General features: G+C 63.4%; 12 protein-coding genes. 7 read left to right on the top strand and 5 right to left on the bottom strand.

The window, feature by feature from the left end; genetic code table 11:
- Window positions 1-119 precede the first annotated feature (119 nt).
- The 3 genes from glmU to ACYG9Z_RS01700 all read left to right on the top strand — a co-directional run bounded on the left by glmU (window position 120) and on the right by ACYG9Z_RS01700 (window position 4,363).
- Window positions 120-1,493, top strand: coding sequence for a bifunctional UDP-N-acetylglucosamine diphosphorylase/glucosamine-1-phosphate N-acetyltransferase GlmU (gene glmU / locus ACYG9Z_RS01710; protein WP_023751516.1), 1,374 nt, complete (start codon window positions 120-122; stop codon window positions 1,491-1,493).
- A 195-nt stretch (window positions 1,494-1,688) separates the two neighbouring features.
- Window positions 1,689-3,512: a glutamine--fructose-6-phosphate transaminase (isomerizing) gene (glmS, locus tag ACYG9Z_RS01705; protein WP_023751515.1), complete on the top strand. Its 1,824-nt coding sequence runs from the start codon at window positions 1,689-1,691 to the stop codon at window positions 3,510-3,512.
- Window positions 3,513-3,604: 92 nt separating this feature from the next.
- Window positions 3,605-4,363, top strand: a complete 759-nt coding sequence (locus ACYG9Z_RS01700) for a DUF502 domain-containing protein (RefSeq protein ID WP_027050381.1) — start codon at window positions 3,605-3,607, stop codon at window positions 4,361-4,363.
- Here the strand turns inward: ACYG9Z_RS01700 and recG are convergent.
- Window positions 4,315-6,423, bottom strand: a complete 2,109-nt coding sequence (recG, locus tag ACYG9Z_RS01695; RefSeq protein ID WP_460222872.1) for an ATP-dependent DNA helicase RecG — start codon at window positions 6,421-6,423, stop codon at window positions 4,315-4,317. The two genes, ACYG9Z_RS01700 and recG, sit on opposite strands and share 49 nt — an antisense overlap.
- Before the next feature lie 308 nt (window positions 6,424-6,731).
- Here recG and ACYG9Z_RS01690 point away from each other — a divergent pair, with 308 nt between their 5' ends.
- Both ACYG9Z_RS01690 and mfd read left to right on the top strand, forming a co-directional pair.
- Window positions 6,732-7,019: an FAD assembly factor SdhE gene (locus tag ACYG9Z_RS01690; protein WP_023681561.1), complete on the top strand. Its 288-nt coding sequence runs from the start codon at window positions 6,732-6,734 to the stop codon at window positions 7,017-7,019.
- Between the two features lie 10 nt (window positions 7,020-7,029).
- The gene (gene mfd, locus ACYG9Z_RS01685) at window positions 7,030-10,521 is read left to right on the top strand and encodes a transcription-repair coupling factor (RefSeq protein WP_023751514.1); all 3,492 of its coding nucleotides are present in this window, start codon (window positions 7,030-7,032) and stop codon (window positions 10,519-10,521) included.
- Here mfd and ACYG9Z_RS01680 read toward each other — a convergent pair.
- The gene (locus ACYG9Z_RS01680; RefSeq protein ID WP_196814900.1) at window positions 10,518-11,126 is read right to left on the bottom strand and encodes a hypothetical protein; all 609 of its coding nucleotides are present in this window, start codon (window positions 11,124-11,126) and stop codon (window positions 10,518-10,520) included. The genes mfd and ACYG9Z_RS01680 overlap by 4 nt on opposite strands.
- A gap of 271 nt (window positions 11,127-11,397) precedes the next feature.
- Here ACYG9Z_RS01680 and ACYG9Z_RS01675 point away from each other — a divergent pair, with 271 nt between their 5' ends.
- Window positions 11,398-12,771, top strand: a complete 1,374-nt coding sequence (locus ACYG9Z_RS01675) for a class II 3-deoxy-7-phosphoheptulonate synthase (RefSeq protein ID WP_460222871.1) — start codon at window positions 11,398-11,400, stop codon at window positions 12,769-12,771.
- Window positions 12,772-12,833: 62 nt separating this feature from the next.
- On the opposite strand, the gene ACYG9Z_RS01670 is transcribed toward ACYG9Z_RS01675, so the two are convergent.
- The 3 genes from ACYG9Z_RS01670 to ACYG9Z_RS01660 all read right to left on the bottom strand — a co-directional run bounded on the left by ACYG9Z_RS01670 (window position 12,834) and on the right by ACYG9Z_RS01660 (window position 15,138).
- The gene (locus ACYG9Z_RS01670; protein ID WP_023751511.1) at window positions 12,834-13,604 is read right to left on the bottom strand and encodes an RES family NAD+ phosphorylase; all 771 of its coding nucleotides are present in this window, start codon (window positions 13,602-13,604) and stop codon (window positions 12,834-12,836) included.
- Window positions 13,564-13,962 (bottom strand): MbcA/ParS/Xre antitoxin family protein, encoded by a 399-nt coding sequence (locus ACYG9Z_RS01665; protein ID WP_023751510.1) that lies wholly within the window; start codon window positions 13,960-13,962, stop codon window positions 13,564-13,566. Before ACYG9Z_RS01665 ends, ACYG9Z_RS01670 begins: the two co-directional genes overlap by 41 nt.
- A 105-nt stretch (window positions 13,963-14,067) precedes the next feature.
- Window positions 14,068-15,138 (bottom strand): GGDEF domain-containing protein, encoded by a 1,071-nt coding sequence (locus ACYG9Z_RS01660; RefSeq protein WP_023751509.1) that lies wholly within the window; start codon window positions 15,136-15,138, stop codon window positions 14,068-14,070.
- 337 nt (window positions 15,139-15,475) lie between these two features.
- Here ACYG9Z_RS01660 and ACYG9Z_RS01655 point away from each other — a divergent pair, with 337 nt between their 5' ends.
- On the top strand, window positions 15,476-15,895 hold the full coding sequence (locus tag ACYG9Z_RS01655; protein WP_023667555.1) for a GFA family protein: 420 nt from the start codon (window positions 15,476-15,478) through the stop codon (window positions 15,893-15,895).
- The last annotated feature ends 38 nt before the right edge of the window (window positions 15,896-15,933 follow it).

Below are 15,933 nucleotides of genomic sequence, written 5' to 3'. Positions count from 1 at the left end.
CCGCTGATCGAGAGTGAACTGCCTCATCACCTCACCGGAATTTAACCCCATTGGTGCAGCATGACGCCAGATGCTACCACTCTGCGATTCCTGATCCCATTTCATACGGTTGTCCTTCCATGAGCCAGAGATCCTGCTTGTCCGTCATTCTCGCCGCCGGTGAAGGCACGCGCATGAAGAGCGCGATGCCGAAGGTGCTGCACCAGATCGCTGGACTGCCGATGGTCGCCCATGTGGTGAAAGCGGCCGAGGCCGCCGGCGCCCGCAGCCAGGCGCTGGTGATCGGCCATGGCGCCGATGATATGCGCAAGGCGGCGGCGAAATTCGCGCCCAAGGCCGAGACCTTCGTGCAGGAGAAGCGGCTCGGCACTGCGCATGCCGTGCTGGCTGCGAGCGATGCGATATCAAAGGGTTATGACGATATTCTCGTGATGTTCGGCGACACGCCGCTGATCGACGCTGAAGCCCTGGTGACCGCGCGGCAAAAGCTTGCCGATGGCGCGGCCGTCGTGGTGATCGGTTTCCGTCCGCCCAGCCCGGCCGGCTATGGCCGGCTGATCGAAAAGGGCGGCAAGCTGACTGCCATCCGCGAAGAGAAGGACTGCTCCGCCGAGGAAAAGAAGATCGGCTTCTGCAATGCCGGCATGATGGCGGTGGCCGGCGCTCATGCGCTCGAACTGCTCCACAAGGTCGGCAACAAGAACGCCAAGGGCGAGTTCTATCTCACCGACATCGTCGAGATCGCCAGCGCGAAAGGGCTCGATGTCCTCGCCACCGAAACGAGCTTCGAGAGCGCGCTCGGCATCAACAACCGGGCCGAGCTGGCGCAGGCGGAAGCCATCTGGCAGGTGCGCCGGCGCTACGAGGCCATGCTGTCGGGCGTAACGCTGATCGCGCCGGAAACCGTGTATTTCTCGCATGACACCGAAATCGGCGCCGATACGATCGTCGAGCCCAATGTCTGGTTCGGACCGGGCGTGAAAATTGCAACCGGCGCCAAGATCCACGCTTTCAGCCACATCGAGGGCGCCACCATTGCCTCCAACTGCGATGTCGGGCCGTTCGCGCGGCTGCGGCCGGGTGCCGATCTTCGCAACAAGGCCAAGGTCGGCAATTTCTGCGAGGTCAAGCAGGCGGTCATCGAGGAGGGCGCCAAGGTCAATCATCTGACTTATATCGGCGATGCCTGTGTGGGCGCGGGGGCCAATATCGGCGCCGGCACCATTACCTGCAACTATGACGGCTACTCGAAGTTTTTCACCGACATCGGCGAGGGCGCCTTCATCGGTTCGAACTCGTCGCTGGTGGCGCCGGTTACGATCGGCAAGGGCGGCTACATCGCCTCGGGTAGCGTCATAACCGAAAGCGTGCCGGACGATGCGCTGGCCTTCGGCCGCGCCCGCCAGAAGACCATTCCCGGGAAAGGCAAGGAATTGCGCGAGCGCTTTGCCTCGGCCGCTGCGGCGAAGAAAAAGGCCGGCACCGACCATTAACCGCCGAAGCAATTGAACAACCGAGGAATTGCGGTAACCGGATTGCAAGAGCGGTGTGTCATAGTGCATCGGGTTGAGAAGCGTTCCGTTACAGCAGACGAAACGCAAAGTGACTTTCGCGGCGGGCCGGCAATCCCTAGATAGCGCTGGTTTTCCATCGGGACTGGTTTTCCAGCGGGAATTGGGGGCAGGCATATGTGCGGTATCGTCGGAATTGTCGGCCAGAGCCAGGTCGCGCCGCTCATCGTCGATGCGCTGAAGCGGCTGGAATATCGCGGCTATGACTCGGCCGGTGTCGCCACGGTCGAGCATGGCCGGCTTGGCCGCCGCCGCGCCGAAGGCAAGCTGATCAACCTCGAACGCCGGCTGAAGGACGAGCCGCTCGATGGCACGATCGGCATCGGCCACACGCGCTGGGCCACGCATGGCGTGCCCAACGAGACCAACGCCCATCCGCATTTTTCCGACGGCGTCGCCATCGTTCATAACGGCATCATCGAGAATTTCGCCGAACTGCGCGACGAACTGATCCGCGACGGCTATTCCTTCTCATCACAGACCGACACCGAGGTCGTGGCGCACCTGGTGGCGCGCGAACTCGCCAAAGGGTTGAAGCCGATCGAGGCGGCGCATCAGGCGCTGAATCGACTGGAAGGCGCCTTTGCTCTGGCCATCATGTTCACCGGCGACGAGGACCTCATCGTCGGCGCCCGCAATGGCCCGCCGCTGGCCGTCGGCCATGGCGATGGCGAGATGTTTCTGGGCTCCGACGCCATCGCGCTGGCGCCCTTCACCAATTCCATCACCTACCTTGAAGACGGCGACTGGGCGGTGGTGCGCCGCGATGGCGTCACCATCTTCGACATCGACGGCAAAGAGGTTGCCCGCAAGCGCCAGCAATCGCTGTCGACCAGCTTCATGGTCGACAAGGGCAACCGCCGCCATTTCATGGAAAAGGAAATCCATGAACAGCCCGAGGTGATCTCGCATACGCTGGCGCACTACGTCGATTTCGTCTCTGGCCTGTCGAAGCCGCTGGAACTGCCGTTCGACTTCGCCAAGATCGGCCGGCTGGCGATCTCGGCCTGCGGCACCGCCTATCTCGCGGGGTTGATCAGCAAATACTGGTTCGAGCGCTATGCGCGGCTGCCGGTCGACATCGATGTCGCCTCGGAATTCCGCTACCGCGAAATGCCATTATCCGCTGATGATGCCGCCTTCTTCATCTCGCAGTCCGGCGAAACCGCCGACACGCTGGCCTCGCTGCGCTATTGCCGCAAGGCGGGCATGAAGATCGGCGCCATCGTCAATGTGCGCGAATCGACCATGGCGCGCGAATCCGACGTCGTGCTGCCGACGCTGGCCGGGCCGGAGATCGGCGTCGCCTCGACCAAGGCTTTCACCTGCCAGCTTTCGGTGCTGGCCTCGCTGGCGGTGCGTGCGGGTGTGGCGCGCGGCACGATCTCGAAGGATGAGGAAAAGACGCTGGTGCGCGCTCTTTCGGAGGCGCCTCGCTACGCCAACCAGGTACTGAAGCTCGAAGAGCAGATCGAGCGCATCGCGCGCGAAATCTCGCGCTACAAGGACGTGCTCTATCTCGGACGCGACACCAATTTCCCGCTGGCCATGGAAGGCGCGCTGAAACTCAAGGAAATCTCCTACATCCATGCCGAGGGTTATGCCGCGGGCGAACTGAAGCACGGGCCGATCGCGCTGATCGACGAGAACATGCCGGTCATCGTCATCGCGCCGCATGATCGCATCTTCGAAAAAACCGTGTCGAACATGCAGGAAGTGGCGGCGCGCGGCGGCAAGATCATCCTGATCACCGACGCCAAGGGCGCGGCGCAGGTCAGCGTCAAGACGATGGAGACGATCATCCTGCCCGACGTGCCGGAAATCATCTCGCCGATCATCTATGCGCTGCCGATCCAGATGCTGGCCTACTACGCCGCCGTGTTCATGGGGACGGACGTCGACCAGCCGCGCAACCTGGCGAAATCGGTGACGGTGGAGTAGTCGGCGCTCATCGGGGGTCTAAAAAACTTCGCAGTTCCAAAGCGCCGTCCGCTTCACTAGTGTGGCGCTGCAACCCGCGTCCCCGGTGAACCATGTCCGATGCTCCCAGAACTTCAGGCATGACCCGGCTGAGGAACTATTTCCTCACAGGCTTTATCGTCTGCGCGCCGCTGGCGATCACCGCCTATATCGCCTGGTCGTTCGTCGGCTGGGTCGATTCCTGGGTGAAGCCGTACATTCCGGCGCGCTACAGCCCCGACACCTATTTGCCGTTTCCGGTGCCCGGCTTCGGCCTGATCGTGGCGCTCGTGCTGATCACGCTGATCGGCTTCATGACCGCCAACATCGTCGGTCGCGCCATCGTCAATTTCGGCGAACGGCTGCTTGGCCGTATGCCGCTGGTGCGCGGCATCTACGGTTCGCTGAAGCAGATTTTCCAGACGGTGCTGTCGAACAAGGGCGATATGTTCCGCCAGGTCGGGCTGGTCGAATATCCGCGAAAAGGCGTCTGGTCGCTGGTCTTCGTCGCCAGTGAAAAGGAAACCGAGATCAACCAGAAGCTCGACCATGCAGGCGACCCGATGATCGCCGTGTTCATGCCGTGCACGCCGAACCCTACCACCGGTTTCCTGATGTACGTGCCGAAATCCGACATCGTGCTGCTCGACATGACGATTGAGGACGGCGCCAGGCTGATCGTCTCGGCCGGGCTGGTGGCGCCCGAAGTCAAGCCGAAAATGGTGACGATGAACGGCCAGCCGATCGACGGAGATCTCGCCAACCCGCCGCTTGGTGCTTTGGCTCAGCCGGCACGCAAGAGCCGCACGGCCTCGTCGCGGCCGAACAAATAGAGCAGCAGCCGCAGCGCCTCGCCGCGCTCAGACTGTAGTTCCGGATCACGCGACAGGATCAGCCTTGCATCGTCGCGGGCTGCTTCGAGCAAGTCGGCGTGCACCTCGATGCGCGCCACCTGGAAGCCCGGCGTGCCGGACTGGCGGGTGCCGAGCAATTCGCCTTCGCCGCGCAGCTTCAGATCCTCTTCGGCGATCAGGAACCCGTCCTCGGTCTCGCGCATCACCGACAGCCGGCGCTTGGCCGTTTCGCCGAGCGGGTCCTTGTAGAGCAGCACGCAGGAAGAAGGCTTGTCGCCGCGGCCGACGCGGCCGCGCAACTGGTGCAGTTGCGCCAGGCCAAAACGTTCGGCATGCTCGATGACCATAATGGTGGCGTCCGGCACGTCGACGCCGACCTCGATGACGGTGGTGGCGATCAGGATGCGGGTTTCGCCGGCCTTGAACGCGCGCATCGCCTCGTCCTTTTCGGCGCCCTTCATGCGGCCGTGGACGAGGCCGATTCGATCGCCGAACAAGGGCTGCAGCGAGGCAAAACGGTCCTCGGCCGACATCAACTTGATCTCTTCGGATTCCTCGACCAGCGGGCAGATCCAGTAGATCTTCTGGCCGTCGGCAACCGCGTCCAGCATGCGACCGACCAGTTCGTCCAGCCGTTCCAGTGGCAGCGTGACGGTGCGGATCGGCTGGCGGCCAACCGGCTTTTCCGTCAGCTTGGAGACGTCCATGTCGCCGAAGGCGGTCAGCACCAGAGTGCGCGGGATCGGCGTCGCCGTCATCACCAGCATGTCCGGGGCGTCGCCCTTGGCGGTGATGGCAAGCCGCTGGTGGACGCCGAAGCGGTGTTGCTCGTCGACCACGGCAAAGACGAGGTCGTGATAGGTCACCGTTTCCTGGAACAGCGCATGGGTGCCGACGACAATGTCGATGTCGCCGCTGGCCAGGCCCGCCAGCGTATCGGCGCGCTCGCGGCCCTTTTCGCGGCCGGTGAGGATGGCGACGCGCAGGCCGGCCTGTTCGGCCAAAGGCGTGATCGTCGCCAGATGCTGGCGCGCCAGGATCTCGGTCGGCGCCATCAAGGCCGCCTGGCCACCGGCCTCGACTGCGCGCCCCATGGCCAGCAGCGCCACCACCGTCTTGCCGGAGCCGACATCGCCTTGCAGCAGGCGCAGCATGCGCTCGGGGTCGGCCAGATCGGCATTGATTTCGGCAAGCGCGAATTCCTGGCTGCCGGTCAATGAATAGGGCAGGGCTGCGCGCAGTTTCTCGACGATGCGACCGTCGCCGATGAGCGGCCGGCCCGACAGCCGGCGCACTTTTGCCCGCACCAATGCCAGCGACACCTGGCCGGCGAGAAGCTCGTCATAGGCAAGGCGGCGCCATGCCACCCCCTCGATGGCGACATCGATCGGGTCCGCGGGATTGTGGACGCGGGCGAGCGCGTCGGCAAAGGCCGGAAAGGTCTGCTTGCGCATGAAGGCAGCGTCCTGCCACTCCGGCAATTCCGGCAGCCGGCCGAGCGCCTGGCCGATGGCGCGGCGCAGCACTTTTCCGGACAGGCCCGCAGTGAGCGGATAGACCGGTTCGACCAGCGGCAGGCTCTCAGTGTCACCTGCCAAAGCGATATGGTCGGGATGGACCATGGTCGGGCGGCCGTTGAACCATTCCATACGGCCGGAGACGACGACATGCTCGCCCACCGGCATCGCTTTTTCGAGATAGGCGGCATGGGCGTGGAAGAAGGTCAACCCGATCTCGCCGGTGTCGTCATGGGCATAGACGCGGTAAGGCACCGACCGGTTGCCGCGCGGCGGTGGCTGGTGGCGGTCGATGCGCACGTCGAGTGTGACGATGGCGCCTGCAGGCGCAAGCGCGATGCCGGGACGATTGCGACGGTCGATGACGGTGTGCGGCAGCACGAACAACAGGTCGCCCGCGCGCGCCGGCCGTTCGCCGAGATCGGCCGCCACCACCTTCTCGATCAGAGCGCCAACCTTGGGGCCGACGCCGGCAAGCGAAGTGATGGGAACGAAGAGAGGGTCGAGGAGGGAGGGGCGCATGGCTTTACTCTCCCCCCTGCGGGGAGGGTCGATCCGCGAAGCGGAGCGGGATGGGGGTAGGTGCGCGTCTAACTTCACAAGAAGGCGGCACACCAGCGCAGCACCCCGTCTCACCCGCTTCGCTTTGCGAAGCGTGCTCGCCGACCCTCCCCACAAGGGGGAGGGTGAGGTGCGGGCGGTGTCCGGCACCAGCGTTGTCAGGAGTGTTCTTCACACCCGGGATGTTTAGCCGCCCACCCGTGCGTTGCAAGGCTGACACCGCCCTCTATCCACGCTATATGCGCCGCACCAAGCAAGGATGCGGCACGATGACCGGGACGAAACGATCAAGCGAGGGGCTGGATATCAGGCGCCGCAAGCTGTTGTTCCGCTCCTGGCATCGCGGGATGCGCGAGATGGACCTTATCCTCGGTACGTTTGCCGACAACGAGATCGGCGCCTTGACCGGCGATGAAATCGACCAATATGAAAGGCTGCTCGACATTCCCGACACCGAATTCCTGCCCATGGTCACCGGCGAACGCCCGGTTCCCAGGAATATCGACTGTGCCGTCCTGCAAAAGATCCTGGCATCGCGCCGGACCATGACATTTTAAACGTGCAACCATGAGCCTCATTCCCAAAATCGGTCTGCCGAAAGGCCGTGCCGGCCAGTTCATCGTCGACGGCGTTGCCGATGGCTACGAAGCCTTTGCGCTGGTGCAGGCGATCCATGAGATTGCGCCTGACAAACCGGTGCTGTTCGTGGCGCGCGACGGCCAGCGCCTGCCGTCGATCATCGAGGCGCTGACCTTTGCCGCCCCCGGCCTGCCGGTGCTGGAGTTGCCGGCCTGGGATTGCCTGCCCTATGACCGCGTTTCGCCAGGCTCCGATGCCGCTGCCAAGCGGCTCGACGCCCTGACGGCGATGATCGCGCTGGCAAAAAAGCCGCATCGCGCGGTCATCCTGACCACTGCCAATGCGCTGCTGCAGCGCATTCCGCCGGCCGATCTGGTCGAAGCGCAGACTTTCCACGCAAAGCCCGGCAACCAGATCGACATGAACGCGCTGGTGTCCCGGCTGGAGATTTCCGGCTTCGAGCGAGTGCCGACGGTGCGCGGTATCGGCGAATTCGCCGTGCGCGGCGGCATCCTCGACCTCTACGCGCCCGGCTGGACGGAAGCACTGCGGCTCGATTTCTTCGGTGACACGCTGGAATCGATCCGCGTTTTCGACGCCGCCACGCAGCGCACAACCGGCCAGCGCAAGTCGATGGCGCTGCAGACGATGAGCGAAGTGGCGCTGACGCCCGAAACCATCAGCCGCTTCCGGCGCTCCTATATCGAAGCCTTTGGCGCGCCGCAGCGCGACGACGGCCTTTATGCGGCGGTGAGCGAAGGGCGGCGCTTTGCCGGCATGGAGCACTGGCTGCCGCTGTTCTACGAGCGGCTGGAGACAGTGTTTGATTATCTGCCGGATGCGCCTGTCATCTTCGACCATCTGGCGCACGAAGCGCTGGCTGAGCGTCACACGCTGATCCTCGACCACTACGAAGCGCGCCGCAAACAGGCCGACGCCGCCTTGAAGGACGCCGTGCCCTACAAGCCGGTGGCGCCGGACCTGCTCTATCTCTCACCGGAAAACCTCGTGGCGTCGCTCGGACCGCGCGAAGCCATCGACTTCACCGCCTTCGACGCGCCCGATGTCGGGGCCAAGAAGGTCTTCCATGGCGGCTCGCGCCATGGCCGCAGCTTTGCCGAGGAACGGGCTGACCCAAACATCAACGTCTTCGATGTCGTCGTAAAACACATCGCCGACGAGCGCGCGGCGCGCCGGCGGGTCATCGTCGCCGGCTGGACCGAAGGCTCGCTCGACCGGCTTGGCCAGATCCTGGCCGAGCACCATCTCGGCAATCTCGTGCCGGTGGCGACGTTGGCCGAGGCGGAAAAACTCGAGCCGGGCCAGGCGGCGCTTGCGGTGCTGCCGCTGGAATCCGGCTTCGAGACCGAACAACTGGTCGTCGTCGCCGAACAGGATATTCTGGGCGACCGGCTGATCCGGCGCTCGAAGCGCAAGAAGCGCGCGTCGGATTTCATCGCCGAGGCGTCGTCGTTGTCGGCGGGCGACATCGTCGTCCATGCTGATCACGGCATTGGCCGTTTCATCGGCCTGCGCACCATCGAGGCGGTCGGTGCGCCGCATGATTGCCTGGAAATCCACTATGCCGGCGACGACCGGCTGTTCCTGCCGGTGGAAAACATCGAGCTTCTGTCGCGCTACGGCTCTGACACAGCCGAGGCGACGCTGGACAAGCTCGGCGGCGGCGCCTGGCAGTCGCGCAAGGCGCGGCTGAAGAAGCGCCTGCTCGACATGGCCGGACAGCTGATCCGCATTGCCGCCGAGCGCCAGATGCGTACCGCGCCGCCCATGGTGCCGGCGGAAGGGCTTTACGGCGAATTCTCGGCGCGCTTTCCCTACGAGGAGACCGACGACCAGCAGGGCGCGATCGATGCCGTCGTGGACGATCTCGGCGCCGGCAAGCCGATGGACCGGCTGATCTGCGGCGATGTCGGCTTCGGCAAGACCGAAGTGGCGTTGCGCGCCGCCTTCATCGCGGCGATGGAAGGGTTCCAGGTCGCGGTCGTGGTGCCGACGACGCTGTTGTCGCGCCAGCATTTCAAGACCTTTTCGCAGCGCTTCTCCGGCCTGCCGATCCGCGTCGGCCAGGCCTCGCGGCTGGTCGGCGCCAAGGAACTGGCGGAAACCAAGAAAGGCATCGCCGAGGGGCAGGTCGACATCGTCATCGGCACCCATGCGCTGCTGGGGTCGGCGATTTCGTTCAAGAATCTCGGCCTGCTGATTATCGACGAGGAGCAGCATTTTGGCGTCAAGCACAAGGAACGGCTGAAGGACCTCAAGACCGACGTCCATGTGCTGACGCTGTCGGCGACGCCGATCCCGCGCACGCTGCAGCTTGCCTTGACCGGCGTTCGCGAACTGTCGCTGATCGCCACGCCGCCGGTCGACCGCATGGCGGTGCGCACCTTCATCTCGCCTTTCGACCCGCTGGTCATCCGCGAGACGCTGCTGCGCGAACGCTACCGCGGCGGCCATTCCTTCTATGTCGTTCCGCGCATCAGCGATCTCGCCGAAATCCATGATTTCCTGCGCGAATCCGTCCCCGAGCTGAAGGTGGCGGTGGCCCATGGCCAGATGCCGCCGGGCGAACTCGACGACATCATGAACGCCTTCTATGACGGCCAGTACGACGTGCTGTTGTCGACCACCATCGTCGAATCCGGGCTCGACATTCCGACCGCCAACACGCTGATCATCCATCGCGCCGATATGTTCGGCCTGTCGCAGCTCTACCAGCTGCGCGGCCGCGTCGGCCGTTCCAAGGTGCGGGCATATGCGTTGTTCACGCTGCCGGCCAATCGCAAGCTCACCGACACCGCCGAGCGCCGGCTGAAGGTGCTGCAGTCGCTGGATACGCTCGGCGCCGGCTTCCAACTGGCCAGCCACGACCTCGATATCAGGGGCGCCGGCAATCTTCTCGGCGAAGAGCAATCCGGCCATATTAAGGAGGTCGGCTTCGAACTCTACCAGCAGATGCTGGAGGAGGCGGTGGCCGAGGTGAAGGATTCCGGCGAGGTTCAGGATGGCGGCTGGTCGCCGCAGATCGCTGTCGGCACCGCTGTCATGATCCCGGAAAGCTACGTGCCGGACCTTCAGCTCAGGCTGGCGCTCTACCGCCGCCTTGGCGATCTCGAAAACACCGAGGAGATCGATGCTTTCGGCGCCGAGCTGATCGACCGCTTCGGCCCGCTGCCGGAGGAAGTGAAGCATCTGCTCAAGATCGTCTTCATCAAGGCACTCTGCCGCAGGGCCAATGTCGAAAAGCTCGATGCCGGCCCCAAGGGCGTCGTCATCCATTTCCGCAAGCGCGAGTTTTCCAACCCGGTCGGGCTGGTCAAGTACATCGGCGAACAGGGCTCGCTGGCCAAGATCAGGGCCGACCACAGCGTGGTCTTCATCCGCGACTGGCCGACAGCCGAGAAGCGTCTGGCGGGCTCGGCTGTCGTCATGACGCAGTTGGCGCGGCTGGTGGCCACCTAGACTTTCGGATGGAAATTCGACTGCAACTGCAGGTCGGATGCCGAGAACGTGCCGGCGCCGACGATGACGTGCCCGGCAGGCACGGTGAAGCCGCGCGCGGCGCCGGCGCCTTTCAGCAATCCGGCCCGGCGGTCGGGGTCGGGCTCACGAAAACTGCCGCCCGGTTCCAGCCGGCAACTGTCGACCGTGATTGCACCGAGAAGCTGGCTGCCTGAACCCAGCACCGTTTCGCCGAAGACCGCCGCGCCGTTGAGATAGCGGCCTTGATCGCCGATCACGATCGAGGCTCCCGGCCTGTTGGCCTTTGCAGTAAAACCACCTTCACCGAACTGGTTGCGTGAGCCGACGCGGATGATGCCTGTGGCTGCTTCGAACAGTGTGTTGGCGTGGAAAATGTTGGCGTCGCCGATCTCCAGCGCGCCACCGTCGGTGCAGAACAGGTAGACGCCGGGGAAGAAGACGTTGCCTCGCCCGATGACGGCGCCTGCGGAAATCAGCGTGGAGTAGGGGTCGTAGATCACGTTGCCGCGCTCGGACAGGCCAACCACCTCTTCGATCGTAAACAGGCCTTGCTCGCGGCGCACGCGGTCAAAGTAGGCGGACACGGACATAGGGACTCCATGGAGAATTGTTGCGCGGCGGACGATGACCGGCGCGACTAGATCGGTGAGGATCGATTCTGGCACCAAGCGATATTGCACAGCCGTCGCGAAGATAAGAAGCCAAAGTGGGTCGCGGCATGGCGCTCCCCATCATTCGCCAGCGCTTGAATTCCGGTCTAGAATAGGAAATCGGCTTCGTGTATGGAGCCGCCATCCCCATATGGGGCGGGAATGGCGGGCAAAAGCCTGCTGGAAAGAGCGTTTGGGTGCAGCGATGACGAAATGGTCGCCGAATTCTTGGAGAGCGAAGCCGATCAAGCAGGTTCCTGCCTATCCGGACCTTGCCGCCCTGAAGAGCACGGAAGCCCAGCTCGCCACCTTTCCGCCGCTGGTTTTTGCCGGTGAGGCGCGCAAGCTGAAGAAGCAGCTTGCGGCCGTCGCTGCCGGCGACGCATTCCTTCTGCAGGGCGGCGATTGCGCCGAGAGTTTCGCCGAGCATGGCGCGGACAACATCCGCGACTTCTTCCGCGTCTTCCTGCAGATGTCGGTGGTGCTGACTTTCGCCGGCGCGCAGCCGGTGGTGAAGGTCGGCCGCGTTGCTGGTCAGTTCGCCAAGCCGCGCTCGTCCGACAATGAGACCAAGGGCGAGGTGACGCTGCCGAGCTATCGCGGCGACATCATCAACGGCATCGAGTTCGACCCGAAGTCGCGTATTCCCGACCCGGCCCGCCAGGAGATGGCTTACCGCCAGTCGGCGGCGACGCTCAACCTGTTGCGCGCCTTCGCCCAGGGCGGCTATGCCAGCCTGGAGAACGTGCATAGCTGGATGCTGGGTTTCGTCTCCGACAGCCCGCAGGGCGAGAAATACGGCAAGCTCGCTAACCGCATCACCGAGACGATGGACTTCATGAAGGCCGTCGGCATCACCTCGGAAACCAACTACGCCTTGCGCGAGACCGATTTCTACACCAGCCACGAAGCGCTGTTGCTGGGCTATGAAGAGGCGCTGACCCGCGTCGATTCGACGTCGGGCGACTGGTATGCAACCTCCGGCCACATGATCTGGATCGGCGACCGAACCCGCCAGCCCGACCATGCCCATGTCGAATATTGCCGTGGCATCAAGAACCCGCTCGGCCTCAAATGCGGTCCGTCGCTGACGCCGGATGGTTTGCTGGAGCTGATCGACCTGCTCAATCCGGAGAACGAGCCGGGCCGGCTGACGCTGATTGCCCGCTTCGGCTCCGACAAGGTCGCCGACCATCTGCCGAAGCTGGTGCGCGCGGTGCAGAAGGAAGGCCGCAGCGTCGTGTGGTCATCCGACCCGATGCACGGCAACACCATCGAGGCAGCCGGCTACAAGACGCGGCCATTCGACCGCATCCTCAAGGAAGTACAGACCTTCTTCGAAGTGCATCGCGCTGAGGGCACGCACCCGGGCGGCATCCATGTCGAGATGACCGGCAAGAACGTCACCGAATGCACCGGCGGCGCCCGCGCCATCACCGCAGAGGAACTGCAGGATCGCTACCACACCCATTGCGACCCGCGCCTCAACGCTGACCAGGCGATCGAGCTGGCGTTCCTGGTGTCCGACCTCTTGAAGAAGACCCATCCGATCCGGCACAAGCAGGCCGTGAACGGCTGAGAGCCTGTTTTCAGAAACTGAAATGATAAGCGCCGGAGAAATCCGGCGCTTTTTCGTTTAGATCAACGCCCGCGTTCCCAGCGCAATCCGTTGAGCCGGGGATCGTTGGCAAAGGCGGTTCTGGAAAACTCGATCCGCTTCTCCGGAAATTCTGAGATGGCCTGGACGCCGAACGCGCCGAGCCGGATGCGCCAGGTATGCGGCTCCAGCGGCTTGGCCTTGGTAAAGCCGCGGCATGTCAGCAACGCCACATTGACGCCCGTCGGGTCGCGCGCCGAACGGTAACGGATCGCCTCCAGCCCAGCCTCACGCGCGACATCGGCAATCGCCTGGCTGGCGGCGTAGTCGGTCGGATGCGTCCACTCAGCCTGATCGCGGTCGAGTGGCGGCCGCGTGAGGTCGACAGCCTTGTCGGTGCGGATCGCGGCGGCGAAGGCGGTGTATTCGGCGGCGTCGTGCGGCCATGGCGTGTCGGGCGAATCGGCGAAGAACAACAAGCGGTAGAAGGCCATTTCGGCGACCGCCGTCATGATCGTCTCCGCGGCATAGTAGACACCCAGGGTGCGGCCAGCGCGGCGGAAGCGCGAGCCGTAGGGATAGATCGAGCCGTAGCGGAAGGGCGTCGCCAGGAGATAGTGGAGATGCCGGCATTCCATGGGGATCTGCGGCTTGGTCTCCTCGATCAGATCCTCGAGCAGCGCCTGTTCGTCCAGCGTGTCAACGATCTTCAGCGTCGAGACGCGGTGCTGCGCCTCGACCATGCGCCAGTATTTGCCGTCGAACCGGACGGCTTCAGACGAGAGCGCGTCGGGAGTCCAGATAGGCAATGACATCGACAAGCCCGGCAATGGTGAGGATCTTTTCAAGCGGGCTGCCATCGAACGCGGTATTGGCGTTCTTCAGCCATGCCCGGGCTATCGTCTCGTCACCGCCGACAATGGCGTCGAGCGAACGGAACAGCCGCACGAACAGCACCGCGAGTTCGAACGGCTTGGTGCCGCGCTCCAGCAGGAATTCCTGCCTGCGCATGCGTGAAACCGTGGCTTCCGAGACGCCGATGATCGACGCAAGCACCCTGGCGGTTATATCCAAGAGTTCGGCGGCGCGCAGCGTGGCCTTGGTCAGAACCGCATTTTCGGCCGCCTTCGCGGTCAGATCAGGGGCGGCAGCATTGGGTTGTGTAACAGACATGGCCTCTCTCTTTCCATGGAAAATATAGTCCACGGAAATTCATATGGAAAGAGACGGGATCCGATAAATTTGCCCGTGCCCGGGAATTGGCTGCACGCCGAAGCGTCAGTCTTTCTTGTATAGCAGCCAGTTCTTGCCGGTGCGGCCGGCCATTGTCGAGTGCCGGGTGACGCGGTTGCGCCCGCCAACCTTGGAGCGGTAGAGCGCCCGGTCCGCCTTGGTGTAGAGATCCTCCGGGCTTTCCGCTTCGGAAGCCATGCAGATGCCCATGGAAACGGTCACCGTGCCGTAATTGGCGCCGGTCTGGCTGCTGGTGAACGGCGTCTGTTCGATCAGCAGGCGGATGCGTTCGGCGATCTCGTAAGTGGTATCCTCGCTGGCGCCCTCGACGATCAGCGCGAATTCCTCGCCGCCGGTGCGGGCTACGAACATGTCTTCACGGATGCTGGTCTGGAAGATTTCAGCGACGATCTGGATGATCTTGTCGCCGACCGGGTGGCCGTAGCGATCGTTGACACTCTTGAAATGGTCGATGTCGGCAAGGATCAGGGCGTTGAACAGGATCCCCTTGTTGGAGGTGTAAATCGCCGTGATTTGCTTGTCGAAGGCGCGGCGGTTCCAGATATGGGTCAAGGGGTCGGTGTCGGCGAGCCGCTTGTACTCCTCAAGCTTCGACTTGACGCTCTCCAGTTCCGCCGTCTTGTCGCTCAGCGTGGTTGCAACCTGCTTGCCGTGGTCGAGGGTCGAGTTGGTGGCCGCCGCCATGGCGCTGGCGACCTTCTGCAGCAGATCCTGCGAAAGCAGGCTGCGGTTGGCGAGGCCACTCGATGTCTCATCGAGGATCTTGCCGTATTTCTCGATATGGCTACGTTCGCTGCGCAGCAGCAAGGCGATGTCCTCGAGTTCCCTGGCCAGCACGTCGCGCGCCTGCTCGACAATGCCGGGACCGTGATGCTGGGCAAAGAAAGCGCGGCCGATGCGGTCGAGATCGTCCTGCGTCGGCTGGTTGCCCAGCGCGACGACGGCCAGGCCGAGTTCGCGATTGGTGCCTTTCAGTGCTTCGTAGAAGATTTCGTAATTGCGCGGCAGGCCAAGCACGCCGAGCTGACGCATGGTCGCCACAACGGCTGTTGCAATGTCGCTGTTTCGGTCGGTCTGGACGGCTGCCGGCTGCATGTTCTGTTCACTCTGCCTCTGGGAACCATCGCAGACCGTGCGAGATGCCGCCGACCGGAGAGTGCCAGCCGTATTTCGGATCATCCTGCGAAAGACACGTCCCCAATCGCGACATTCGCTTGGCAACGACCATAGATGCGCCGGCGCTAAAGTTTCCTTAATGTGCCGCCAGGTAACGCGTCCGTTCTACCGCAGGCTGCAGAAATGGTTTGCAAGATCCTGAGGTCAGGTCCGAACACGCCCACCCCATGTCGCATTTGCCGGTGCCCGGCTGCGGCAAAACTGAAATCCTCTCGGCCAGCGGCGAAGCCGTGGACGATGGCTGGTGGAGGCAGGGATGAGCAACAACCACAGCGGATCTTGCCTGTGTGGAGCCGTGCGTTTCCAGACGCGAGGGCCGTTGCGCGGCGTCATTTATTGCCACTGTTCGCAGTGCCGGAAGCAGAGCGGGCATTTTTACGCTGCAACCAACGTCGCCGACGGCGACATCACGATAACCGGCGCCGACAACATCAGCTGGTACGAATCGTCTTCCTTCGCCAAGCGCGGCTTTTGCAAGATCTGCGGCTCGGTGCTGTTCTGGAAGCCGGGTCAGGATGCCTATGTCTCAGTTCTGGCCGGATCGTTCGACAACCCGACCGGGCTCGAAGGCCAATGCCACATCTTTGTCGGCGACAAGGGCGATTACTATACGATCGACGATGGACTGCCGCAGTTCGAGAAGTCGACGCCGACGATCAAGGTTGCGGAGGAGTGATTTTGCGGCGGCTGCCTTATTCCCTTGATCCAGCCATT

It is taken from the genome of Mesorhizobium sp. RSR380A (genome assembly GCF_054719385.1).
Note: the sequence above shows the minus strand (reverse complement) of the source record. Positions and strands in the feature narration are given on the sequence as shown.